The sequence below is a fragment of the Methylomonas rhizoryzae genome, from assembly GCF_008632455.1.
In the GTDB taxonomy this organism is placed as follows: Bacteria; Pseudomonadota; Gammaproteobacteria; order Methylococcales; family Methylomonadaceae; genus Methylomonas; species Methylomonas rhizoryzae.
Genome location: NZ_CP043929.1, coordinates 1585288 through 1609058, shown reverse-complemented (window position 1 = coordinate 1609058; position 23771 = coordinate 1585288). Strand labels below are relative to the sequence as shown.

Below are 23771 nucleotides of genomic sequence, written 5' to 3'. Positions count from 1 at the left end.
ATCATGGCCGATGGGGATGGTGAACGGCATTCCCTACGACGCGGGTTCGAGGCGATATTTGCCCATCGCTCAAACCCGATCTTCCATCCAATCCCCTTGTTTCATACCCCCCTGCGACGCTAGCCAATCTCGTCGGAATAGGAGGGTAGCGATAAAATCGCTCCTTGCGCGTTCATCAATCCCGCGTATTTCTAACCCAATCGTGTTTGCAAAATTCATCGCGGAAGCGATGCCAACCGGCCTCGGATATTAACGCCGTTTATCCGTCATAAAAAGGCATAGTAAATTGTCTCTACACATAGTTGGGCACTATACATAGGGGTCTGGACAAGACGATCATGCCTTGCCCTGCCAAACGGTGAATTTTCCGAGCACTGAAATCCAACCAAATAACCGGACTCAACATTACATCCCAGTGGCTTTCATTCCAACCTCAGAATGCAAATAGCCGTTATTCGCTTGTCAGAAAATCCGGCCTATTGCAATTATCGCCGACGAAACCCGCGCCGGGCCGGATGCCTTTTCACTTACTGCACCACCGGCTGTGCCGATTCCCTAGGCACGTCGTATATTGCCGACAATTTACGGCGGAATTCGTCGGTAATCAATTGCGCATCCACCCGGCTGTTGACCACCCGCGGGGTGATCATCACCACCAGTTCTTTTTTGTCTTTGTTGCGCGTGGTAGCGCCGAACAGCGGTCCCAGCAGCGGAATCTCGTGCAACAACGGCACGCCGGACTTGTTATAGGTGTTGTCTTCTTTAATCAAGCCCCCCAATACCAAAGTTTCCCCGCTTTGTACTGCCACCTGGGTTTGAATTTCGCGTTTTTGGATGGTGGGAGAATCGATGCTTTCGCTGGTATCGGTTTTTACCGCCTGATCGACGCTTTGCAACACATCCATCAGCACCAAGCCGCCGGCGTTAACCCTTGGCCGCACTTGCAAATTGACCCCGGTATCTATCATTTGTATCGAGCTGGTCTGCACGATGCCGTTTGTGGTCGTGGTGCTGCTGGTATTACTGGTCACGGAAGAACGAATCGGCACCGAGTCGCCGACCCGTATCGACGCTTCCTGGTTATTCAATACCATCAGCGACGGCGACGAAATCACGTTGACGTTGTTTTTACTGGCGGCGGCGTTCAACACCGCCTTGATGTCGCCGGTATTGCTGGCGAAAGCGTAGGAAAACCCGCTAGTCGCTGCAGCGGTACCGATGTCGCTCAAACTGATGCCGCCGCTGTCTTTACCGGGCGAACCGCCGGAAACTTCGTTGATGCCGCCGTTCTGGTGACTGAAAAACCACTCGATACCGTATTGCAAGTCGTTGTTCAGCGTGACTTCGACGATGGTCGCGTCGATCAACACTTGCAACGGCAGTACGTCCAACTGTTTGATGACTTTTTCGATTTTGGCGTACTCTTGCGAACCGGCCACAATAATTAAAGCATTGTTGGTTTCGTCCGGAATAATCCGCACGTTGGCCATTTCCGGATTGAGGTTGTTGAAACCGGTACCGCCCAGGGTATTCACGTTGGAACCGGCGATTGTGCTGCCGCCGAACCCGCTGTTGTTGCGCTCGTTGTTGCGGTCCGCCAAGGCCCGGTTGTCCGTGCCCGACGTCGTGCGAGCCGAGGAACTGCCGGTGCCGCTACCGGAACTGCCGATAGTGGAACCGGAACTTGCGCTTGAACCGGAGCCGGAGCTGCTGAATCCGGAACTGCCGCTACGATTGCTGGCCGATGTGGAACGCCGCCCGGAGGCGATGGATGCCGAGTTGGAACCGCGAACACCGCCGGTACCGAAGATGTTGCCCAAGGTATTGGCCAAATCCACCGCGTTGACGTGCTGCGCGCGATAGACGTTAACGCCGTTATTGGCGTCGTTATTGGTGCGGTCCAGGCGGTACACCCAGGTTTCGATGTCGCGCAAGTATTTGGGGTTGTGGGTAATCGCCAAAATCGCGTTCAGCCTTTCGATTTCGAAAAACCGGAAAAAACCGTTGCCGCCGGCATTATTTGCCGCGGGTTTGTCGCCTTCCGCCGCGATGCCCTGCCGCCCGAAGATTTGATCCAGTTCTTCGATGATTTTGGTCGCGTCGACGTGGGCCGGAGTAAACAGCGCAAACGAGCGGCCTTTCAGCATGTCGATATCGAAGGTTTGCACCACGTCCAAAATTCTGTCCAATTCGTTGGCGGAACCGGACACCACCAGGATGTTACGGTTCGGATCGGCAACCACCAGCGATTTTTCCGGCAACAACGGTTTCAATATATCGGCAATTTCATTGGCCGATACGTTGCGGACCGGAATGACCCGCGTCTGGTAACCGGACGGCAAACGCGAACTGCCCAGGGTTTTGAAAGAACTGCTGAACACCGCTTCGTTGGTGGGCTTAATCAAATAAATGCCGTTTTGGTCTACCAACGCCGCGTTGTTCAAGCTGAGTATCATCTCCAGCGTCGGGATCAAGTCCTGCTTGCTGAGCATTTGCGTGGTTTGCAGCGTGACCTTGCCGGTCACTTGCGGGCTGAGCGTATAATTTTTGCCCAAAATATCGCTCAAAATCACTTTCGCGACTTCGCCAAGATCGGCATCGTCGAAATTCAGGCTGTACTCGCCTTTTCCGCCGCTAAGTTTAGGGGCGAATGCCGAAGACCCCGAGCCTATGCTGGCTTCCTCGTTCGGAAACACTTCGACCTTGGTCACTTTTTGCTCGACTTTCGGCTGCTCCGGCGCGGGATCGTCCGGCAACGGCGTTACCACGGGCAACGGCATTTTTTGGTGCAACTGCGGGCCGAGAAATTCACAGCCCGTCATCGTCAGCGCTAACGCCAACAACGGCGTTATTCGACTTGTGTTACGTTTCATCGTCTTTGTTCTCGGGGGGTGGGGTTCGTGCCGGAACCGGCGGTTTCCCTGGCGCAGGGGCCGGCGCATTTTTCTTGGGCGGTTGTGCGGCGGGCAATTGCGGACGCGGTTTTCTGAGCATCAGCGATTTTTGCTGCTCGTTCTGCTGCAATATCACCCGGTCGGATTGGATGTTTTGCAACTGCCAACCGGAAATCGCTTGGTTTTCGTACAATTTGACAAATTTTTTGGCCTCGTTCTGCTTACGAAACAAGGCGTATTTACGTATTTTGGTTTGATAAATGCCGATCAACTGCCAGTCGTCGATTTCGCCGGTTTCGGCCGCCTGCGGCGCGTCCTGCGGATCGGGTTCCGGCGGCAACGGTTTGCGGCCCTCTAAAAACAGCGGACGCTCGATGACTGCCAAGTAATTTTCCGCGCTACGTTGAGGTAACTTCAATGCCGGCAATTCGCTGGTATCGTATTCGCTAGCCAGTTTACGGTTGAGCATGGCCGCCAGGTCTTCTTGAGCCATCACTCCCAAGCGCCATTCTACCGCCAATACCACGCTCAGCAAGCCGCAAGCCGACAACTGCCATTTCAGTAATCTGCTGTTCACGATCCCGGGCTCCGCATGAAACTGACCACCTGAAAACTGACATTCAGCTGCTCGCTGGCTTCGACTTTATTGGTTTTGCGGTTACGGGTGCCGCGTACCGGGTTGATGTCCAACTGATCGACCACCAACACCGGAATTTCGGATTCGATTCGCAACAACACGTTGACCAAGGCCTCCATGGTCGCGGTCATCCGCACCTTGACCGCGACCCGGAAAAAACCGTCGGACAATTTGCCCGGCAAGCCCTGAGTGCTGGTCAGCTGGCCGCCGGCTTCCGACACCGCGGTCTTGACGATGTTTTGCAGCTCGGCGGAGGCCAAAGCCTCGGTGTTGCTGGTGCTGAAATAGCCTTGAGCGGTAAAGGCCTGTTTGATGGCCTTTAAATTTTCCGCCACGCCGGCCTCGCGGCCGGCGATGGTCTGCTGCCGGTGCAAGCGGAACATCAAATCGTTTTTTTCGTCGTTGTACGCGATGCCGGCCGACAACACCGGAACAATGATTGCGAACACTAACACCGCCACCACAGTCAGCAACAAGCCCACCGCCAACCAGCGCTGAAACCGCACTTTACTCATCGGCCGTCTCCGCATTGTCGAGGCCGACGGCCGAATCCGGCTTGAGCTCAGCCTCGCCCGCATCCTCCGCGTCGGGACTCGCACCGTCCGCCGCCGGCATGGCGACGTCCATGCTGATCTGGAACCGTTCACGGCCGGTGTTCTTGTCCTGGGTCAACGGCGATACGAAGCTGACATTGTTGAAATAGGTCGAGTCTTCCAGCAAGCCGATCAGAGTCGAGGCGGCAGGCGATTGCCCCTGAATTTGCAAATGATTGTCGGCGAAATTCAGGTGGGTGAGCCAGGTATCGTCGTTCAGTAAGCGGCTCAACTCGTCCAACACGCTCAGCAACGCCGGAGACCGGCGTTTGATGTCGATTAATTTTTGGGTTTCCGCATGCAAGGCGTCGATTTCGGTTTGTTGCGCATCGACCGCACGGTTTTGCTTTTCCAATTGTTTGACTTTTTCCTTCAAAGTATCGACCGCTTGCGCTTGCAGCCATACCGGCCAGATCAACACGGCCAGAGACAACAACAAGATCGCGGCCCACGCCAGCCAATGTACGGATTGACTCAACGCGCTGGGGTGTTGCCGATACTGCTCGGGTAACAGATTGAAGCCGGCGCAAGCCTCGCCGTATTCTTCCACGGCGGCTTGATATTCCACTTTGTGCGGACGTAAACCGAACAAATCCAGTTGCCTAAGCGGTTCGTCCAAGTTGGCTTTCGGTATCGCCACCAGCAATACCTGAATCTGACCGAATTCGGTCTTACCCAAAGGCATGGCGGAAAAATATACCTGATCGGCGCTAAACGGCGTGTAACGGTCCAGTTCGAAACCGACCACTTGTTGCAGGTTTTCCTGGGCGGCCAGCGGCAAATAAACCGTTTTAGCCAGAGCTTGCCCACTAGCCAATCGAAACACCAATTCGGCCTTGTCCAAAGCCGGGTATTGGCTTTTGAATGCTTGAAACGCCTCCGGCGCCGCGAATTCGAAACGCTGTCTGACCAGCGAAACGCCGTCTTCGTCAGCGTAATCCAGTTCGAATCCGTTCGCCGCCGACCGCAACAGCACGCTGCCGTAGCGGTCGCTCAAGCGGCGGCGCAAAGACTTGGGCACCAAGAATGCCAGCTCGCGCGCCCACCACCGGAAAAACCCTTTCAGGTCGATTTCAATCGCTGTATCTAAATTCATCTTGAACGTTAATTACCGCGTAATCCATTGCCTCGTCGAACAACGATTGACCTTGAAGATTCGCCCTCCAATCGAGCACCGCAAAAGCGCTCTCGCCGTCGTCTATATCTTGGGTTTGCGCAACCGTTTCCAGTGCCGCCGAAGCCCGGTCGGGCAACAGCGCTTCGGCAATAATAGTATAAGTTTGGTTCTCGCCTAAAGGCGCGGCCTCGGCTTCGTCCCCGTCCTCTTCTTCGTCGAGCCGATTTTCCAGGGCTTGATCGCGAATATTCTGCTGCTTTAAACCGCTAGCCAAAATATCCAGCAATTCCGGAGCCGCGTTGCGCACGTCGAGTTCCGCGGCGCCGGAATACACCGTGAGGTAAGGACGCATACGCTCGAATAGAGCCGGATGCATGCCCAGTACCAGTTGCAGTTCTTCCAGGGTTTGAAACGCGGTATTGCTCGGCCCGTAGGACCGGCCGGCCAAGCGATATTGACGCCGCTCGGCCCCTTGCATCCGCGTTTCGTCGTCCGCGTCGCGCCAATCCAATATAGCGTTCAGCAAGCGTTGTTGCTCGAAACCGTCGTTACCTATCGCCCATTGCAACAAGGCTGACAATTGAGCCTCGCCGGCGGTATTGATATCGACTTTGCCGCTTTCGGCGAAAATTCTAATCCTGATCGCCTCGTCGCCGCGCAGAATTTGATAAACAGTCCCGTTCGCCAGCCAACGCCGGCGGGCGTCCGGTTGCTGCAGATGAAACTCGGCCAGGATTATACCGCTTTCCGCCAGAGCCAACGCTCTGGCATTAGCTTGAATCGCATTGCTGACGCTGCTTTCCCGCCGCATGGTCATCGCAAAACTGCCGGCCATCAAGGTCAGCAAGGTCAAAATCCAAATCACGATCACCAAAGCCAAACCGGATTGCCGCCGATAACGCCCCGGCAGCAGATCGGCTCTCGGCGCCCGTAGCGCCACTGTCCTTTTATTCGTCGCCATCGTCCGCATCGGCGCCGTCATTCTCGTCGTTATCCGTATCGTCGTCCGCCACTTCGTCCGGATTGGCGGCTTGGGTAATTTTCAAGGCAAAAATCATGTCCGGCCAATAGCTGCCGTCTTGCAACAAAATCGATACTTTAATCAGCTTGGGCAAGCGGTCGGCCGCATCCCATTTATCCCGCCAGACGCGTTCGGCGACGTCTTCGGTTTGGCCGAAATAGGCGAATTTGAAATCCGCGACCCCGTCCAGCAACACTTCCGGCGGTTCCGGCGGCGGTAATTCGTCGCTGTCCCGGTAGGGAGTCAGCGTGACCAGCAGCGCCCCCGGCCGCTGCGGATCGGCAAAAATATCGAAGATTTGCAAACCTTTACGCGCGGAACTGGCCGGCAGTGCCCCTACGAAACGCATGCGTTGCGGCAAGCCAAGAAAGGCATGGTCGGTTTCCGATGCAAAAGCATCATTGTTTTCCGGCGCTTGCACCGGCCTGACCGCGGTTAAATGCCGTTTGAAAAACTGGTAGACCACGGCTTTTTGATTGACCTGCTCGATACGCCGCTCGCCGGCCGACCAGCTTTGCGCGGCGATGCGTAAACTGCCGAACAGCAATACCACGATGACGCCCAACAAGGTCATCGCAATCAGCACTTCAATTAAGGTAAAACCGCGGCTGCCCGGTGTCCTCACAGCGGCGCCTGCTCCCTGAACAACTTCAGATTATCCAATTCCAGCCAGCGTTGCCGCAACGCGTCCTCTCCCCAATTGACCCGCACGTTGACCGCCAGCAATTCCAACCCCGGCGGCGTTTCCTGCTGCTGCGATTTGAACCGGGCCTGATTGACCGGCGGACCGGCGACCCGGGTAATCCGAATGCGCCAATAAAACCGGTTGCCTTCGACGCCGTTGGTTTCGCCTACTTGCAACGGGGTTTCCACGCCGGTTCTGGCCATCAGGGATTCGGCGATTTGCGTCGCCAGCATGTACTCTTCCGATACGACCGCCGCATTGACCCCGGAGCCGAAAATACGCAACACGATGGTCAAGGCAATCGCCATCACCGCGAACGCGACCAGAATTTCCAGCAAGGAAAAGCCTTTATGCCGCCGCATGCCACACAGGCCAAACCGACAAGTTGACCGCGCCGGTAATCCAATTGACGTCGATTTGCCGGCTTAGCTTGCCCGACTCCAATACGATACGCCCGCCGGTCGACGAGCCGTCGCCGAAAAACAAAATCGCGCCTTCTTGGCCTTCACGGAACTGGTCTTCGGCGACGGTCAGCGAAATTTCTATTCCTTCGTCCAACCAATAGATTTTGCCGGCGTTGCCGATGCGGTAACTGTTGTTTTCCAGGTTGACCGCGACGGCGACCGGGCGCCGGGTCATCAAAGCCAGACCGTGAGCGTAACGCAAAGCGGAAGCAATATCCCTGGCCGCAGCCTGCAAGCGGGTGTTTTGCCCACCGTTGTTGATATTACTGGCGACCACGCCGAAACCGACTACCATCACGAACAACACGATAATCAGCTCCAGCAAGGTAAAACCCCGCTCGGATTTAACGGCCGAACGTAGCGGCACGGCGGCTTATTCCCAGCTGTTGATGTCCTGGTCTTCGCCTTCGCCGCCCTCTTTTTCGTCGGCACCGTAGCTAAACAAGTCGAAACTGCCGTGCTGGCCGGGGTAAACGTAGTGGTAATCGCTCAACCAAGGGTCTTGCGGCACTTTTTCCTTACGCAAATAAGGACCGTTCCAGCGTTTGGCGTCGGTCGGTTTTTCGATTAAAGCGTCCAGACCTTGTTGCTGGGTGGGATAGCGGCCCACGTCCAATTTATACATATCCAGTGCCGACGCCAAATCCTCGATCTGCACCTTGGCGGCCTTGGTTTTGGACGCGCCCATGTGTTTCATGACCTGCGGCCCAACGATACCCGCCAGCACAGCAAGGATGCCCAACACCACTAACATTTCCAGCAGGGTGAAACCGAACGAACGGCGCGGATGGTATTGCGGGGTAAACCTGTTTTTCATGTAATTCCTCCTGATTATGGTTATACGGCAAGATCGTTGACGCTCAAAATAGCCAACAATATCGATACGATGATGCCGGCTATCATTAGCCCCAAGGATATGATCAACGCCGGTTCCAACAGAGCCAGCATGCGCTGAATGGTCGTCTTCAGTTGCTTATCGTAAATCACGGCTACGCGCATCAACATTTCTTCGAGCCGGCCGGTTTCCTCGCCCATTTTAATCATTTGCACCGCCAATTTGGGAAACAGCGCTTGTTTACCCAAGGCTTCGGACATGGTGCGGCCTTGTTTCAGCTGCTCTTCGGCTACTGCCAGCAAATCCGCCAACACGCCGTTGGTCACGGTCTCCCGCACGATGCCCAGGGATTTCAAGATAGACACGCCGTTGCCGAGCAAGGTACCGAAGGTCCGGCTGAAATTGGCGGTTTCCATGCAGATGACAATATCGCCGAACAAGGGCATGCGTAAAAAGCGCCCGTCCCACTGTTTGCGGCTAACGGGATCGGTCAATTGCGCTTTGGCGAATTGCACGCCGGCCGCTGCCAGCAAGGCCAACAGCCACCAATAGCCCTGTAAAAACTCGGCCAAGCCCACCACGATCTGGGTCGGTATCGGCAAAGCCTGGCCGGCGCTGTCGAACATTTCCTTGAATTGCGGTACTACGAAAGTCAGCATCACGAACAAGGACACCAAGGACATCAGCAACAAAATGGCGGGATAAATCAAGGCGGTGCTGACCGTATCTTTCAGTTCCTGGCTGCGCTCCAGATAGTCGCCCAAACGCTGCAGCACCCCGCCTAAATTGCCGCCCATTTCCCCGGCCCGTATCATATTCAAGTAAAACTTGGAGAACACGCCGGTCTGGCTTTCCAAAGCGTCGGCCAAGGCCTTGCCGGCTTTGACTTTTTCCAATACGTCGGCCACCAGTTTGTTCAGTTTGGGGTTTTCTTCGGTCAATTGCAGCAAGATGGTCAGCGAGCGGTCCAGCGGCAAGCCGGACTCCAGCAAGGTTGCCAGCTCGCCGGTCAGCATGCCTATTTCCTTGTGTTTCAACCGCAACGCCGAGGATTTCAGCCGAAATCCGAGAAAGGTTCGGTCTTTAGCCGGTACTATCCGTATCGGTATCAAGCCCTGCCGCTGCAATTCCAACAGCAAGGCTTGCTCGTCCCGGGCGTCGCGCACGCCTTCTTCGCTCAACCCTTGGTTGTTAACGGCTTTATAAGAAAATAACGGCATTCCGGTAGTGTATCGTTTGCGGGTTTAAGGTGCGGAAGGGATTAACCGGATTTTACATGCAGCGCGCCCGTTAGCGGGAGAATTTCGCCGCCGCCCGGCAAAGGCCTGAATCCAAGCCATAAAAAATCCGGATCGAGTCCGGATTTTTTATGGCTATGCCGGCCCGCAACCATCCGCGCGCCGGCACACAAAGCGGGATATCACTCTCTGTCGCGCACCAACAAGACCGCACCGCGCAACGGCGAATCAACCGCCGCGGTTTTCGGGCTGGCCCCGTCGCTGCCGTCGCTGAAGCGCACGCCCCAGGCTTGTCCGCCGTCGTTCGCCACCGTGGTGGAAGACCAATAAAACAGCGAAGCAAACGCCGGAAACGCTTCCAGATTGATGGCCGGGTTGGAGCATTGCACTTCCACTAAACTGCGGAGTTCTTTCAAGTTGGGCAAGCGCCAGTTGGTTTTGCCGACGAAGCCGCCGGCGTCGTTCAAGGTTTTAACCTTTGTTAATGCTTCTTCCCAGGTAAAAGTTTCGGCACTGTCGGTTTGGCAAGCGTCGCCGCTTTGCCCTTCGCTGCAGCGTTTCCACATCAAACCGGTTTTCATGTCGGTCAGGGTTCCGTCACCGTGTTCGGTGAATCGCTCGTTGGGGAAAGAGGCGCTAATCGAGTCCGTTTTGCACGTTTGAGCCTGCACGTTCAAGGCCAATCCCAAGGACAGGCATAACAGGCTGTTACTAAGCTTTGACATAATTTTGTTTACTCCAAATTTGAAATTGAATCGACCTTGGGCGCTTGAAACCACTTCTGAACCTTCAGCAGACTATGAAAGTATTCCATTGCCGCAGCTATCGTATAACGACTAAGCTTAAGCGGCAATCACCCCGGCCGGTCTCGTGGTAGTCAAAAAATAAGCTGACTTAAGGCCGCGACTGAAAATTTCCGGCCGAATTTAGTGAGCACCGCGCACCAGACGCACCCGTCCGGGGAACAACTTGGCACCAGCCGCGACGTAGCCTTGGCCGAAATCCACCGACCATGCGTAATCGCCGCTTGGCGCATAAGGATTATTCGACCAGTACATCCCGCCGACGCTGTTGGCAAAAAAACCGCCGTCTATCGCCGGTTTTTTGCCGTCCAATGCCGCCAACCCGGCCAATTCTTCGACATTGGGCATGCGCCAATCTTCGAATCCGCACAAGGCTTGAGCATTGACCGCTTGTACATAGGCTTGGGTATCGCAAGTCGAACCGTCGCAGGCACCGCCGTCGGCCTTACCGGCAAAACCGGCGTTGTTGCCGGTATCGGTTTGATACCAGGTATAGGTGTTGTCTTTGTCGTGCAAGCCGCTTTCGGTTTTGTTTTCCCAAACCAACCCGGTCACCTCGTCGCGCACGCAAGCCCATTGGCTGCCTGCCGCTTCGCTGCCGGCTGCATCCCAGGCGGCGTTTTGCGTGGCCAACGCTTGGCCGTTGCCACCCAATTTGGTGAAGCTGAAACCGGCGTAACCGTCGGTATTGCTATTGCTCAACACATCGGCGCCGTATTCGGCATCCTGGCCGGGGAAACCGGCTTGCGGGCAGTCCAAACCGTTGTCGGTGGCGTTAGCGCATGTCACGACCCCGGTATCGTTGAGTTTCACTTGCGCGACCTCATCCACTGTGTCGGTCACGTTTAAATCGATTCTGGCCACTTTAGAGACTTTTTTACCGTCTCTAACCCGGAAGGTAAAAAAATCCGCGCCTTGGTAATCGGCTTTTTTAGGCGTATAGGTGACCGTATCGCCGTCCAAAACAATTTTGCCTTTTTTGGGCTTGCGGACTATGCGAAAAGTCAAGGGATCGCCCTCGACGTCGCTGCCGTGCAAATCGAAACTATAAGCAGCCCCCATCAGCACATTTTGCGAGGCGGCTGTGGCCACTGGACGGTCGTTGACCGCCTTTACGGTCAAACTTACCGTAGCCGCCGCCGAATCCGTCGTACCGTCGTTGGCCAGGTATTGAAAGCTGTCGCTGCCGTTATAGTTCGCTTGCGGGGTATATTTGGCGACTTTACCGTTCAAGCTTACCGTGCCGTGCTGCGGATTTTGGCTGATGCTGTAGGTCAGCTTGTCTTTATCCGCGTCGCTCGCTTTCAATACGATGCGCGCGGTTTTATCTTCCCTCAAGGTTTTGCTTCTGTCCAAAGCCACCGGCGCTTCATTGGCATAACCGGACAGTGGGGCCGTCAGCAACAGCGTCAGCAAACCCAGCGGTACGCCGGCGGTTTTAATTCGCCGCTCAACAACAGCAACGCAAGAGCCGGTTTTCGACTCCGCATTTTTCGGTCTATCAAAAAGTGTGTTCATGCTCGTCAGTTCAAAATAAGTTGTGGATTTTCGCCGCCCTTCCCGCGGGAAAGGCTGACAGCCGGTTGTATCCATCCCGCCGGGCCTAAGCCCTGCGGGCGCGGATTAATGTCGCCGCCGACCAGGTGCGTTGACATGAGATTGGGTTTGCGAAGCAGCCGCTGTTTCCCCGCCGGGTCTTTCTAACCACATCAGTGGCCGGCATTGCGCATGCCTGACCGATTGCCGTTAGCGCACCAGACAAACGCTCGATGACCCGGTTTTGCCAGTCTATCCATGGCCATGGCAATCGCGTTCGGAATTGTAGGAAGCGTAAACGTCGGTTCCGTGAAGGCTGCGTTAAGGTTGCGTGAATTGCATTACATTGCGCTGACAAACAATCCTCCCTGCGTTATGCCGGGGCGAATGCGGACCAACGCGACCGGCCGGCGTTTCGAATAAGCGCAAGCGCCAAAGTTTTGGCCTATCGAGAATTCCGGCGATAATGCCCGGTTGGAGCGGCCGGCTGACTTCGCAAACATGTCCGATAGACTAAGACGACGATGCGTTCGCAATACCCCAGCCCGATTAGCCCCGTTCCCGGCGAAAGCAACAAAACCCGAAGCCGATAAGACTTGGAATTAGCCCGATACTGATCGAATCGCATGCTCAAAATACGCACCTGGAAACGGGAACTGGCGGCACTGTTGGCCGGAACCTGGATGACCTTTAGCTTTGCCCCCTATGATTTTTACTATTTGCCGCTATTGTCGTTAGCGGTGTATTACCGTTGCTGCCGCACACTCCGGCCCGGCAGCGCCGCCTGGCTGGGATTTGTATACGGTTTGGGCTATTTCGGCAGCGGGCTTTGGTGGTCTTACATCAGCATCCACGATTTCGGCGGCGCACCCGCCGGCGTAGGCGTGTTGTTGACGACCTTGGTCGTAGCGACCTGGTCGCTGTTTCCGGCGCTTAACGCCTTCATTTGCGCCCGCCTGTTCAAACTGCCGGGGGCCTATTTTCAAATCTTGGCCGGAGCGCTGACCTGGGCGGCGAGCGAATATTTACGCGGAACTTGGGCTTTCAACGGTTTTCCGTGGCTGCTGTCCGGTTATAGCCAACTCGAAAGCCCTTTGGCCGGCTACGCGCCGCTAACCGGCGTGTTCGGTCTAGGTTTTTTGCTAAGCGTCTCGGCGATTTCGCTGGAAAAGGCGGCGCGCCGCGAACTACCGGCGATTTCCGCAATCGTCCTGCTCGGCGTAATCTGGAGCGGCGGTTGGGCTTTGCGCGGTATAGAGTGGACACAGGCGATAGGCGGCCCGATCCGGGTAGCGTTAATCCAGGGCAACGTCTCCCAGGATCAAAAATGGCAAGCCGATCAACGCACCCGCACACTCAATCTATATCGGCAAGCAACCGAACAACTCTGGGGTAAGACGGATGTCGTCGTTTGGCCGGAAACGGCGGTACCGGCCTTTTTGCACGAAGTGGAAGCCGATTTTCTGCTGCCTCTACATAATGCCGCCCGCGAACACGGCACGGACATCGTGTTGGGCTTGCCGACTCAGGACGGCAGCAAACGCTATTACAACAGCATCCTGACCCTGGGCAACACCGCCGCGCTGTACCACAAGATCCATTTATTGCCGTTCGGCGAATACCTGCCCTTACAACCCTTGTCCGGCTGGTTGCTATTACAAATGGATATTCCGCTCGGCGATTTCGCCGCCGGCAGCGAAAACCAAGCCTTGCTCCGGGCCGGCGGCTTTCCGTTTGTTGCGACCATCTGCTACGAAGACACGTTCGGCGAGTTGGTCGGCCGCCAAATCGAAGCCGCCGCTTATTTGCTCAACGTCACCAACGATGCCTGGTTCGGCGATAGCGAGCAACCGCACCAACACATGCAGATGGCGCAAATGCGGGCGCTGGAATACGGCCGCTATTTGCTGCGCGCCACCAATACCGGTTTGACCGGCATCGTAGCACCGAACGGCACACTGATCGCACAAGCACCGATGTTCAGTCCCACAGTGGTCAGCGGGGAAATTTTGCCCATGGGCGGCTTGACTCCTTATGCCCGTTTGGGCGATAAGCGCTTGTTTGCGGGGTTGCTACTATTGACGCTCGCGGCATACGCGGCCGCAGCGCGTTTATCCGCCAAGCGGCGGCGCGATTAAGCATTGAAGGCGTTCGCGAATGTAAGCAATCGCTGACATCGAATCCTGCATAATGCATTAGACTTGAACTTATTGAAAAGCAAACGCTAAACCGATGGCCGACAACATGTTTCCCGCCGATGTGAATGCCAATGCAATAGCCGCTTGGCTCAGCGAATTAGGCGGCCTGCCGCAAGTACAGGCCGCTCATCAACTGCACCATGCCTTAAAGGAATTGAAATCGGCGCCTATCGCTCCCGAGCAGTTGCTGCAAACTTTGCAGCAACTCAGTCCGCTCACCCTGCATTTTTGTCACAACTTGCCGGCTGCCGCCCTTGCCGAACCGCTGCAAAACGGCAAAGCCCTCAAATTGGCCAAGTTAATCCTGCAGTTGCCCAAACAAATGAGTTTATTGCTCTGTCAACTGATAGAGAGCAAATCGCTAAGCGCTGCCACTAGCGGTCAGGCGGTTTATTACGCACTGCAAATGATAGGACACGCACTGCGCTGCCATGCGTTGTGCCGAGAAACGCCGTCCACGACCTTGTGGAAAAAAACCGCCTTTCTTTATCGTCACAGCGTTGCCGACCCGGTGTTCAAGCAGATTCAAACCAGCAAGATTCCGGAATTTAAACCGCAAAGCACGATAGAGTCGGTTCTGAAACGCAACCTGCTGTTCAGTTTATTTACTCATCAAGCACTCTGCGCCGAGGAAACCGAAGCGGCGTTCGGGTTAGCCGGCCAGTTGGCCGAGCTGTTGCAGATCAGCCCGCAACGGCAAAACGACACGATTTTTTATTGGGAAGTGGACAAAATTTATGCGCCTATGCTGCTCCCGCACCCGCGCAAACCGGTATCCTTCAGTGCGGTGTTTTTAGAGGTACAACGCCTGGGACAGGAGTTGCAACTCGGCACCATGCACACTCGCTTGAGTACGGCCAGCCTGAACCGGTTGGCGCTAGCCTTTACCGGCCACCGCAAAGTATTTAACGCCATCGTGCCCGGCCCGCCGCTGCCTTCGAGACTGATAGGCGGTTTCGCCGACATCTGCAACTTCGTGCAAGAATTGAACAAGCTATTGCGCATCATGGACTTAAGTGCACAATTGCGAAACGACGACGCCCGAAGCTACGGATATTCGCTGGTACCGTTGGAACACCAACGCAGCACCTTCGCCATGCCGCCCAACTTATTGCAAAAACAGCAGGGTGGCCGGCAAGTCAACGTGATGAAAACCACTTCCGGCGCATACCTCATTGCCGAAAACCGCAACCTGGATTTTCGCACCGGCGATTTAGGCCTGCTATACCGCGAACAGCACCCGTTGACGCTATCCATCATCCGCCAACAAGTCGACAATCAAAACGCCTGTCAACTGCTGTTGGAACCCATTCCGGGCACCTGCACCTGTTACCCTATCGCCGGAAACAGCCACGCCTTGTTAATCGGCGAACAAGGCCCCAACCCGCAAGTATTTTTGCACGGCGGCAAATACGCGGTCGGCGACGAAATTCAATTCAGCTTGGGTCCCAAAATCCGCCTGACCGCCTGCCTGGAATCTACCCCGTACTACAGCCGGTTCAACTGCCAATTTCCTGCCCCGGGCTAATCGGGCCGTCTGCGCCGCCGGCGAAAAAGACAATATCCCGGACCAACTCGGGAGCTTTTCCCAAGGCTGCCGCATCCCGGCAACCGATAATATCGGCTCTCATCAACACGGAGCCATCATGCAAGCATTGTTCGCGTTTTTAAGCCTTATCGCCATCGGTTTTTCGGCACACGCCCACGGCCCTACTCCGCAAAAAGCCAAGCAATCGGTCACCATAGCGGCGTCTGCCGACAAGGTCTGGCAAACCGTCAAACAGTTCGACGCGATAGCCTCCTGGCACCCCGGCGTCAAAAGCAGCGAAGGCGACGGCAACAACCAATCCGGCGGCAAGCGCACCTTGGTGTTCGCCAACGGCGGGAGTATCGTCGAGGAGCTGGATTATTACAACGAAGCCGAACGCGAATACAGCTACCGGCTGAAAACGGAAAATCCGGCCGCTTTTCCGACCAGCTCCCACAGCGTGGAGCTCAAAGTCGCCGCGGGAGAAGCCCCCAACACCAGCGTAGTCACGTTGAAAAGCCGCTTTTATCGCGGCGACACCGGCAACACCCCGCCGGATAACCTGAACGATGCCGCGGCAGTACAAGCCATGACCGAATTTTTCGAGCAGGGATTAAACGGCTTGAAAAGCCGGGTCGAATCTAAACAATAACCTAACCCCAGGGGAGGAATCCATGCGCTCAATCATACCAATTCGCTTTACGCTCGGTTGCGCGGCAACCTTATGCGCCGTGACAGCCCTAGCCGCCGACGGCTACGAGCCGGAACCCTATCACCCTCAGGTCAGATATTCCGCGCCACCGGAAACAGAGAATTCAAGCACTGCCGAACCTGAAAGCGCGAATTCAACCGTCTCCGCTTTGCCGGCTCAAACGCCGGCCGAGCCACAGGCAGGAGCCGCGCTTCCTGCCGCCGCGCAAGCCGCCCAGCGCCTGCCGCCCGAAACGCAAGCCGACAGTCGCGAAGTTCAACCACAAAACCAATCCGCAAGCAGCCCGCTCTCGCTTGAATGGCTGATAGCCGGCTTGGCAGGCATAGGTCTGGCGCTATGGGCAACGGCCCGCCGACGCAACGGTTCCGCTCGATTGCCGGAAGCGGCCGCCGATGACCAGGTTACCGGAGTGGAACACTATCTGCGGCGACTCGCCGCGCCGCAAACCGGCGTCAGCAAATATTTGGAAAAATTGGCGGCCGCGCAACCCGCGACCGGGGTCAGCAAATACATCACCCGGCATCGCAACGATTGAACGGTACCGCCTGGCTAGGCACGCATAAACGCCGCCGGATTGCCGGCGGCGTTTGCTTATCCCCGCCCAAAAAACATAGCTTGCAGCAGTTTTGTTACAGTCCGCCGCTTGTAGCTTCAAGCCTGACCGCTTTTAACGATGCCGTGTCGGCAAGCGATCAGGACCAATTCCGACAAGGTTTTAACGCCCAACTTTTCCTTGACGGCGGTACTGTGATTACCCACCGTTTTATAACTCAAACATAAGCTTTCCGCGGCTTCCCGGGTGCTCATGCCGGATGCCAACAAACAAAAAATATCGAATTCGCGCGGCGACAAGGATTTGATCCTGGCCGATTCGTCCAGGTCCACCGCCATGCTGACCGCCAATTGTTGAGCAATGGCCGGCTCCACGAAGGTACCGCCTTCCGCAATCAAACACACTGCGGTAACCAAGGTCTCGGGCGCATTATTTTTGGTGATGTAGCCTCTGGCACCGGCTTTAATCGCCCGGGTCACATAAACCAATTCATCGTGAATGCTGAACACCAATATCTTGCATTGGCTATGCCGGCTCAACAAACGCCGTATGCTCTCCATACCGCCCAAGCCGGGCATGGACAAGTCCATCACCACCACATTGGGATGGTGGCGCGAGTACAGTTGGCACGCGGTCTCGCCGCGATCGGCTTCGTAAATGGCACCGATACGCTCGGAAAGCGACAAATAAGTCTTGTAACCGGCACGAACCACCGCGTGGTCGTCCACCAGCAACACGTCGATTTTACCGGTCAAACTTAACACTCCTCTATGACAAGGCCGGCGGTTACCGGCTTGTTAAAAATGGTGCCGAGTTTCGCCGCGTTTAACCATGGGAGCTTTTCCTTTTTACAATGTTATCCGCCCTTTTCGAAGCGGGATTTTTTCCGCCGCTGAATTCGCTTTTTTCCCACAGAATCCATGGATAGTTCCGTAACGGCCTGCGGCGGCCTTTCTTTACCATGTGCGCCAGCGTGGCGGACCGGTTATTTCTGTGATGCGGTTTGATCAACAAAGCTGATTTCTTTAAACGATCGGCCGGGCCGCCGCGCCTCTTAACGATAAGAACATCCTGGAGGAAACATGCAACAACTCGATTTGCGCACCGTAGGGAAAACGGCGGCGCTGGTGGCGGGCGGCATTTTGAGCGTGGCACAGCCCGCTTCGGCCAATAAAGAACTGGAGCAACTGTCCAAGCAGAATACCAACTGGGTCATGCAAACCAAGGACTACGGCTCCACCCATTTCAGCGAAATGATCGACATCAACGCCAACAACGTCAAAAACCTGAAGGTGGCGTGGTCGTTCTCGACCGGCGTATTGAACGGACACGAAGGCGGCCCGCTGGTAGTCGACGGCATCATGTACGTGCATACCCCGTATCCGAACAACGTGTTCGCGATCAGCCTGGAGGAGCCGGACAAGATTTTATGGCAGTTCAAGCCCAAGCAAAATCCGGCGGCCCGTGCGGTCGCCTGCTGCGACGTGGTCAACCGTGGTCTGGCCTATGCGCCGGCCGGCAAGGATTATCCGGCCACGATCTTTTTGAATCAGTTGGACGGCCATGTCGTGGCGCTAAACGCCAAGACCGGCGAGCTGCGCTGGAAAATGGAAAACTCCGACATCGCGATGGGCTCCACCTTGACCGTGGCGCCGTTCGTGGCCAAGGATAAAGTTATCGTCGGTTCCTCCGGCGCCGAGCTGGGCGTGCGCGGTTACGCCACCGCCTACAACATCAAGGACGGCAAGCAAGAGTGGCGGGTCTATGCCACGGGTCCCGACGAAGACATCAAATTATCGAAAGACTTTAACAGCCACAACCCGCATTACGGCCAGTTCGGTCTGGGTCTGAAAACCTGGGAAGGCGACGCCTGGAAGATAGGCGGAGGCACCAACTGGGGCTGGTATGCCTACGACAGCGATCTGGAGATGCTGTACTACGGTTCCGGCAACCCGGCGCCGTGGAACGAAACCATGCGTCCCGGCGACAACAAATGGACCATGACCATCTGGGGCCGCGACATCAACAGCGGCGAAGCCAAATTCGGCTACCAAAAAACCCCGCACGACGAGTGGGACTACGCCGGCGTCAACTACATGGGCTTGTCCGAGCAAGTGGTAGACGGCAAAAAACGCAAACTGCTGACTCATCCCGACCGCAACGGTCTGGTCTATACCCTGGACCGGGAAAACGGCGATCTGATCAACGCCTTCAAGATCGACGACACCGTCAACTGGGTCAAGAAAGTCGACCTGAAAACCGGTCTGCCGGTGCGCGATCCGGAATATTCGACTCACATGGACCACCAAGCTACCGGCATCTGCCCGTCGGCGATGGGTTACCACAACCAGGGCATCGAGTCTTACGACCCGAACAAGCAGCTGTTCTTCATGGGCGTCAACCACATCTGTATGGATTGGGAACCGTTCATGCTGCCTTACCGGGCCGGCCAATTCTTCGTCGGCGCGACTTTGAACATGTATCCGGGTCCTAAAGGCACCCTGGGGCAAGTCAAGGCCATGAACGCGGTGACCGGCAAAATGGAATGGGAAGTTCAGGAAAAATTCGCGGTTTGGGGCGGCACCATGGCCACCGCCGGCGATTTGGTGTTCTACGGCACTCTGGACGGCTACATCAAGGCCCGTCATTCCAAAACCGGCGAAGAGCTGTGGAAATTCAAACTGCCTTCCGGCGTCATCGGTCACCCGATTACCTATAAACACAACAACAAACAATACGTTGCGATTTATTACGGTGTCGGCGGCTGGCCCGGCGTTGGCCTGGTATTCGACCTGGCCGACCCGACCGCGGGTCTGGGCGCGGTGGGTGCGTTCAAGGAATTGGCGCATTACACCCAAATGGGCGGCGGCGTGATGGTGTTCTCGCTGTAGATCGGACTCGTTCTCACGCTCCGCGTGGGAATGCACGCTGAACCGCTCTGCGGTTCGGGATGCGGGAGCGTCCCCGTGAGGGTTCCCACGCAAGAGCGTGGGAACCATACCCTAAGTTATCTAAAGCATACCCATGAAAGCATCAATACACCTATTAACCTCGCTGACCTTGGGCCTGGGTTTGGTATCCGCCCAAGCCGAACAACCGGTGTTGAAAGTCTGCACCGCCGAAAACGAAATGCCCTACTCCAATCAAGCCGGCGAAGGTTTCGAAAACAAGCTGGCGCACTATGTCGCCGAACAATTGGGCCGCAAGCTGGAAACGGTAAGCTGGACCGATCCGCGCTATTACATAAGAGATTATCTGGATAAAGGTCTGTGCGACGTGGTGATGGGCGTCGACGCCGGCGATCCGCGCTTGCTGACCACGGCGCCGTACTACCGCTCCGGTTACGTGTTCATCAGCCGCGAACAAGACGGTTTGGATTTGCAGAACTGGGACAGTCCGGCGCTAAAGACCGCCAAACGCATCGCGTTTGCGCCCGGCACCCCGGCGGAAACCATGTTGCGGGCGATCGGCCGTTACAACGACATGTTCAACTACCAACAGGAACTGGTCGGCTTCAAGTCCAAACGCAACCAGTACGTCAAGTACGACAACGACAAACTGGTGAACGAAGTAGCCTCGGGCAAAGCCGAAATCGCCATTCTGTGGGGCCCGGCCGCCGCGCGCTATGTCAAAGCCTCGGCCACCCCGCTTACCATGACCCTGATTCCGGACGACGCGCACCGCGCCGACGGTCAGCAAGTGGGCTTTCAATACAGTACCGCCATCGGCGTGCGTAAAGGCGAAATCGCTTTACTGGAGCAATTGAATCATTTGATCCGCACACATCAGGACGACATCGAGGAGCTGCTGGCGGAAGAAGGCATCCCGCTGCTGGAACAACCCGAAGTCGCCCTATCCATGAACCCTTAGGAACTTTGTTTAAATGAAATCGAAAAACCTTTTGACCGGCGCTGTTCTGGGCTTGTCGTTGGCCGCTTTATCCACTGCCCAAGCCGACATTACCCTGCGCCACGCCTTGACCGGCGAAACCCTTGATTTGAGTTTCGCCAAGAAAGGCGGCAATACCGAGCAGTTCAAGCAGTTCATGCAAACCGGCAAAAACCCTTACAACGGTAACGCCGAAGCCGTCAAAAAAGGCGAAAGCCTGTACATGACCGGTTGCTCAGGCTGCCACGGCCACGAAGCCGAAGGCAAACTGGGGCCCGGTTTGGCCGACGACTACTGGACCTATCCGCGCAACGCCACCGATCAAGGCTTGTTCGAACTGCTGTTCGGCGGCGCCAACGGCATGATGGGTCCGCAATACGTCAACTTCAGCACCGACGACATGCTGCACATCATGGCCTTTATCCGCCACATCTATAAGGGCGACCCGAAGAAGGCCGATTGGTTGAAGTGACGCCGCGTGTTTGACTTGTTCCCACGCGCTGCGTGGGAACACCGTTTTACCGCGTTGCGGTGACTATTTTGCCGCAGCGCGGCTAAGCCCTGAATTCCCACGCGGCGCGTGGGAACTAGGACGCTAGGAAACTCATATCCAACAATTCATCAGGAGATCAGCATGAACAAACTAATAATGTTAGGCACAGTATTACTGGCTTTAGGGCTATCCGGCGCCGCCAACGCCTACGACGGCACCAAATGCAAGGAAGCCGGCAATTGCTGGGAACCTAAACCCGGTTATCCGGCGCAAGTAGCCGGCAGCAAATACGATCCTAAACACGATCCGAACGAGTTGAACAAGCAATCGCAATCGATCAAGGAAATGGAAGCGCGCAACGCCAAACGGACGGACGTGCTGAACAAAACCGGCAAATTCGTTTACGACGTCGAGGGTTAACCCGGCGCCCCCCAAGTTCCTTCCCCAATCAGGCCCGCTAAGGATGCGAGCCAGGCTACGGCTGAATTTAAAAGTCGCAGCCGCAAGTCCCCGGCGCGGACGCCGGGGCGGTTTCGCCCCCGAAACTTAAGATTGAAACTCACTCTCCGGGCTCCGCCCGGAGTCTTTTTCCGGCAAACAGCCATCAGTCCAGCGACAGCCATGAGCACGGACACCGAACTACAACAATGGCGCGACCAAGCATTGCGCCTGGAACAACAACTCAACCGCACCGTGATCGGCCAACAAGCGCCGGTACGCCAGCTGATCATCGCCGTGTTCGCCCGCGGCCACGTGATGCTGGAAGGTCAGGTCGGGGTCGGTAAAACCACGTTGTTGCGCGCCGTCGCCCAAGGCTTGGGCGGATACTATCAACGCATCGAAGGCACCATCGATCTGATGCCGGCCGACCTGATTTACTACACCTACCTGAACGGCGAAGGCCGGCCTTGCGTCGATCCCGGCCCACTGTTGAAACAAGGCGAACAGCTGGCGATATTTTTCTTCAACGAAATCAACCGGGCCCGCCCGCAAGTGCATTCCCTGCTGCTAAGGGTGATGGCCGAACGCAGCGTCGGTGCCTTCAATCGCGAATACCGCATGCCGCACGTGCAAGTATTCGCCGACCGCAACCGCGTCGAGCGCGAGGAAACTTTCGAGCTGCCGGCCGCCGCCCGCGACCGCTTCATGATGGAGATCGGCATAGACGCGCCTTGTGAAGACGCGGTAATGGACGCCTTGATCTTCGATCCCCAATTCCACGACGTCGACGCCTTGGTTGCCGGCGTCGAATCCACCGGCGTGCCTTATTACCAATTGAACGACATCGGCGCCGCGATTCAACAAGCCGTCAAAAGCAGCCCCACCCTGCACCGTTATGCGCTGGATTTGTGGAAGGCCTGCAGCCGGCCCGGCGATTTCGGCATCCGCTTGAGCGACGTCGAGATGAATCAATTCATCCAAGCAGGCGCCAGCCCGCGCGGTATGAGCTATTTCCTGCGCGCCGCCAAAGTGCGCGCCTGGTTACAAGGCCGCGATATGCTGTTGCCGGAAGACATGCAGGCGGTTTTTCAAGTGACGATGGGGCATAGGATATTTTTAAATCCGGTTTACGGGTATAGGAAGGAGGAGTTGATGCCGGAGTTAGTGAAGGGGATTTTGGGGAATATTGCCGCACCATGATAACGCTGACGGATTGTTAGATTGTGTAGCCCGGAATAAACCGATAGGCGTTTCCGGGAGAAGGCTTTTATGGATTGTTGGCTTGCGATTTGGTGTTGCTGCGCGACGGCTTGGTTTTGCAGTCGGGTCTCGGCCCGACACGAGGTACTTTCTTTTGCTTGCCCAAAAGAAAGTACCCAAAGAAAGCGGCATCGGGGCCGCCTTGCTTTTGGATACTGTTCTTCGGCGGAGCAAAGAAAAGTATCGCGCCCGCCGGTGCGCGAACCGGCATTAAAAACCGTCGCGATAGCGACACATAATAAAAACCTATGAACCTCAAAGAACTAACCAAACAAATCATCCCGAAATCCGGCCTAAACCACTACGCCGAAACCTACCTTACCTGGGCCGGCGTAGGCCTGATCGGCACTTTGGTCGCACAAAGCTTGGACAGTCAGGCCGACGTGGCCTACGCGGCCTATTACACCAGCGCGGTCAACGACGCCGTGGGTTACCACTTCTGGATCTTGCTGGCGGTGATCGGCCTATTGCTGTTCGGCATCATTCTGCCGCTGCTGTATCTCGCCCGCCATTGGCCGCAAGCAACTTTGCTGTCCGATCCGCTACGCCGCCTGTGCTATACGTTTTTTTTGGTCGCCTTCGACGAGGGCGGTTTGATGATAGGAATTTTGCTCGCCAATTTCCTGCACACCAGCGAACGCTCGACGCTGCTGGCGGAAAAGTCGTTCTTGTTCAGCGACGTGGGCGTACCGGCCATCTTGGCCCTCGCCTGCGCCAATTCGCTGTTGTGGCTGTTAGGCGAATCGATCTACCACCGGCAGGACAACAGTTGTTCGGGTCTGGTTAAGTTGGTTATGGACTTGCCGATCAAATACTTGGCCCCGGGTTATCTGTGCGGCGCCGGCGTTGCGTTGTATTTGATTTTGAATCAATAA

General features: G+C 56.0%; 23 protein-coding genes. 10 read left to right on the top strand and 13 right to left on the bottom strand.

Going from position 1 to position 23771, the window contains the following annotated elements; genetic code table 11:
* Nucleotides 1-527 precede the first annotated feature (527 nt).
* From gspD to F1E05_RS07380, 12 genes are all read right to left on the bottom strand, one after another.
* Nucleotides 528-2873, bottom strand: a complete 2346-nt coding sequence (gspD, locus tag F1E05_RS07435; protein ID WP_150047694.1) for a type II secretion system secretin GspD — start codon at nt 2871-2873, stop codon at nt 528-530.
* On the bottom strand, nt 2863-3471 hold the full coding sequence (locus tag F1E05_RS07430) for a hypothetical protein (protein ID WP_150047693.1): 609 nt from the start codon (nt 3469-3471) through the stop codon (nt 2863-2865). Before F1E05_RS07430 ends, gspD begins: the two co-directional genes overlap by 11 nt.
* On the bottom strand, nt 3468-4046 hold the full coding sequence (gspM, locus tag F1E05_RS07425; RefSeq protein ID WP_150047692.1) for a type II secretion system protein GspM: 579 nt from the start codon (nt 4044-4046) through the stop codon (nt 3468-3470). The genes F1E05_RS07430 and gspM overlap by 4 nt, the downstream gene beginning before the upstream one ends.
* Nucleotides 4039-5220: a PilN domain-containing protein gene (locus tag F1E05_RS07420; RefSeq protein ID WP_150047691.1), complete on the bottom strand. Its 1182-nt coding sequence runs from the start codon at nt 5218-5220 to the stop codon at nt 4039-4041. The genes gspM and F1E05_RS07420 overlap by 8 nt, the downstream gene beginning before the upstream one ends.
* Nucleotides 5198-6202, bottom strand: a complete 1005-nt coding sequence (locus F1E05_RS07415) for a type II secretion system minor pseudopilin (RefSeq protein WP_150047690.1) — start codon at nt 6200-6202, stop codon at nt 5198-5200. Before F1E05_RS07415 ends, F1E05_RS07420 begins: the two co-directional genes overlap by 23 nt.
* Nucleotides 6189-6887, bottom strand: coding sequence for a prepilin-type N-terminal cleavage/methylation domain-containing protein (locus F1E05_RS07410; protein WP_150047689.1), 699 nt, complete (start codon nt 6885-6887; stop codon nt 6189-6191). Before F1E05_RS07410 ends, F1E05_RS07415 begins: the two co-directional genes overlap by 14 nt.
* Nucleotides 6884-7309: a type IV pilus modification PilV family protein gene (locus tag F1E05_RS07405; protein ID WP_150047688.1), complete on the bottom strand. Its 426-nt coding sequence runs from the start codon at nt 7307-7309 to the stop codon at nt 6884-6886. The genes F1E05_RS07410 and F1E05_RS07405 overlap by 4 nt, the downstream gene beginning before the upstream one ends.
* Nucleotides 7296-7778, bottom strand: coding sequence for a GspH/FimT family pseudopilin (locus F1E05_RS07400; RefSeq protein WP_150047687.1), 483 nt, complete (start codon nt 7776-7778; stop codon nt 7296-7298). The genes F1E05_RS07405 and F1E05_RS07400 overlap by 14 nt, the downstream gene beginning before the upstream one ends.
* A 6-nt stretch (nt 7779-7784) precedes the next feature.
* Nucleotides 7785-8228: a type II secretion system major pseudopilin GspG gene (gene gspG, locus F1E05_RS07395; protein ID WP_150047686.1), complete on the bottom strand. Its 444-nt coding sequence runs from the start codon at nt 8226-8228 to the stop codon at nt 7785-7787.
* Nucleotides 8229-8248: 20 nt separating this feature from the next.
* Complete coding sequence (locus F1E05_RS07390) at nt 8249-9466, bottom strand: type II secretion system F family protein (protein ID WP_150047685.1); 1218 nt, start codon at nt 9464-9466, stop codon at nt 8249-8251.
* A 200-nt stretch (nt 9467-9666) separates the two neighbouring features.
* Nucleotides 9667-10209 (bottom strand): Lcl C-terminal domain-containing protein, encoded by a 543-nt coding sequence (locus F1E05_RS07385; protein ID WP_150047684.1) that lies wholly within the window; start codon nt 10207-10209, stop codon nt 9667-9669.
* Nucleotides 10210-10410: 201 nt separating this feature from the next.
* Nucleotides 10411-11805 (bottom strand): Ig-like domain-containing protein, encoded by a 1395-nt coding sequence (locus F1E05_RS07380; protein ID WP_190303274.1) that lies wholly within the window; start codon nt 11803-11805, stop codon nt 10411-10413.
* Nucleotides 11806-12449: 644 nt separating this feature from the next.
* Here F1E05_RS07380 and lnt point away from each other — a divergent pair.
* The 4 genes from lnt (at nt 12450) to F1E05_RS07360 (ending at nt 16796) form a co-directional block, all read left to right on the top strand.
* Nucleotides 12450-13961: an apolipoprotein N-acyltransferase gene (lnt, locus tag F1E05_RS07375; protein WP_232056810.1), complete on the top strand. Its 1512-nt coding sequence runs from the start codon at nt 12450-12452 to the stop codon at nt 13959-13961.
* A 94-nt stretch (nt 13962-14055) separates the two neighbouring features.
* Nucleotides 14056-15549 (top strand): hypothetical protein, encoded by a 1494-nt coding sequence (locus F1E05_RS07370; RefSeq protein ID WP_150047682.1) that lies wholly within the window; start codon nt 14056-14058, stop codon nt 15547-15549.
* 118 nt (nt 15550-15667) lie between these two features.
* Nucleotides 15668-16201 carry an SRPBCC family protein gene (locus F1E05_RS07365; RefSeq protein WP_150047681.1) on the top strand — a complete coding sequence of 178 codons (534 nt, stop codon included), beginning with the start codon at nt 15668-15670 and terminating at the stop codon, nt 16199-16201.
* 22 nt (nt 16202-16223) lie between these two features.
* Nucleotides 16224-16796, top strand: a complete 573-nt coding sequence (locus F1E05_RS07360; RefSeq protein WP_150047680.1) for a hypothetical protein — start codon at nt 16224-16226, stop codon at nt 16794-16796.
* A gap of 116 nt (nt 16797-16912) precedes the next feature.
* On the opposite strand, the gene F1E05_RS07355 is transcribed toward F1E05_RS07360, so the two are convergent.
* A complete protein-coding gene (locus tag F1E05_RS07355) occupies nt 16913-17569 on the bottom strand; it encodes a response regulator (protein WP_150047679.1) in 657 nt (218 codons plus the stop codon).
* 327 nt (nt 17570-17896) lie between these two features.
* Between F1E05_RS07355 and F1E05_RS07350 the strand changes: the two genes are divergently transcribed.
* The 6 genes from F1E05_RS07350 (at nt 17897) to F1E05_RS07320 (ending at nt 23771) form a co-directional block, all read left to right on the top strand.
* The gene (locus tag F1E05_RS07350) at nt 17897-19705 is read left to right on the top strand and encodes a methanol/ethanol family PQQ-dependent dehydrogenase (RefSeq protein WP_150047678.1); all 1809 of its coding nucleotides are present in this window, start codon (nt 17897-17899) and stop codon (nt 19703-19705) included.
* 133 nt (nt 19706-19838) lie between these two features.
* A complete protein-coding gene (gene moxJ, locus F1E05_RS07345; protein WP_150047677.1) occupies nt 19839-20684 on the top strand; it encodes a methanol oxidation system protein MoxJ in 846 nt (281 codons plus the stop codon).
* Nucleotides 20685-20697: 13 nt separating this feature from the next.
* Nucleotides 20698-21174, top strand: a complete 477-nt coding sequence (moxG, locus tag F1E05_RS07340; RefSeq protein ID WP_150047676.1) for a cytochrome c(L), periplasmic — start codon at nt 20698-20700, stop codon at nt 21172-21174.
* Between the two features lie 162 nt (nt 21175-21336).
* Nucleotides 21337-21615 (top strand): methanol dehydrogenase [cytochrome c] subunit, encoded by a 279-nt coding sequence (locus tag F1E05_RS07335; protein ID WP_150047675.1) that lies wholly within the window; start codon nt 21337-21339, stop codon nt 21613-21615.
* Nucleotides 21616-21816: 201 nt separating this feature from the next.
* Nucleotides 21817-22836 carry an AAA family ATPase gene (locus F1E05_RS07330; protein ID WP_150047674.1) on the top strand — a complete coding sequence of 340 codons (1020 nt, stop codon included), beginning with the start codon at nt 21817-21819 and terminating at the stop codon, nt 22834-22836.
* 308 nt (nt 22837-23144) lie between these two features.
* A complete protein-coding gene (locus F1E05_RS07320; protein ID WP_150047672.1) occupies nt 23145-23771 on the top strand; it encodes an MxaP protein in 627 nt (208 codons plus the stop codon).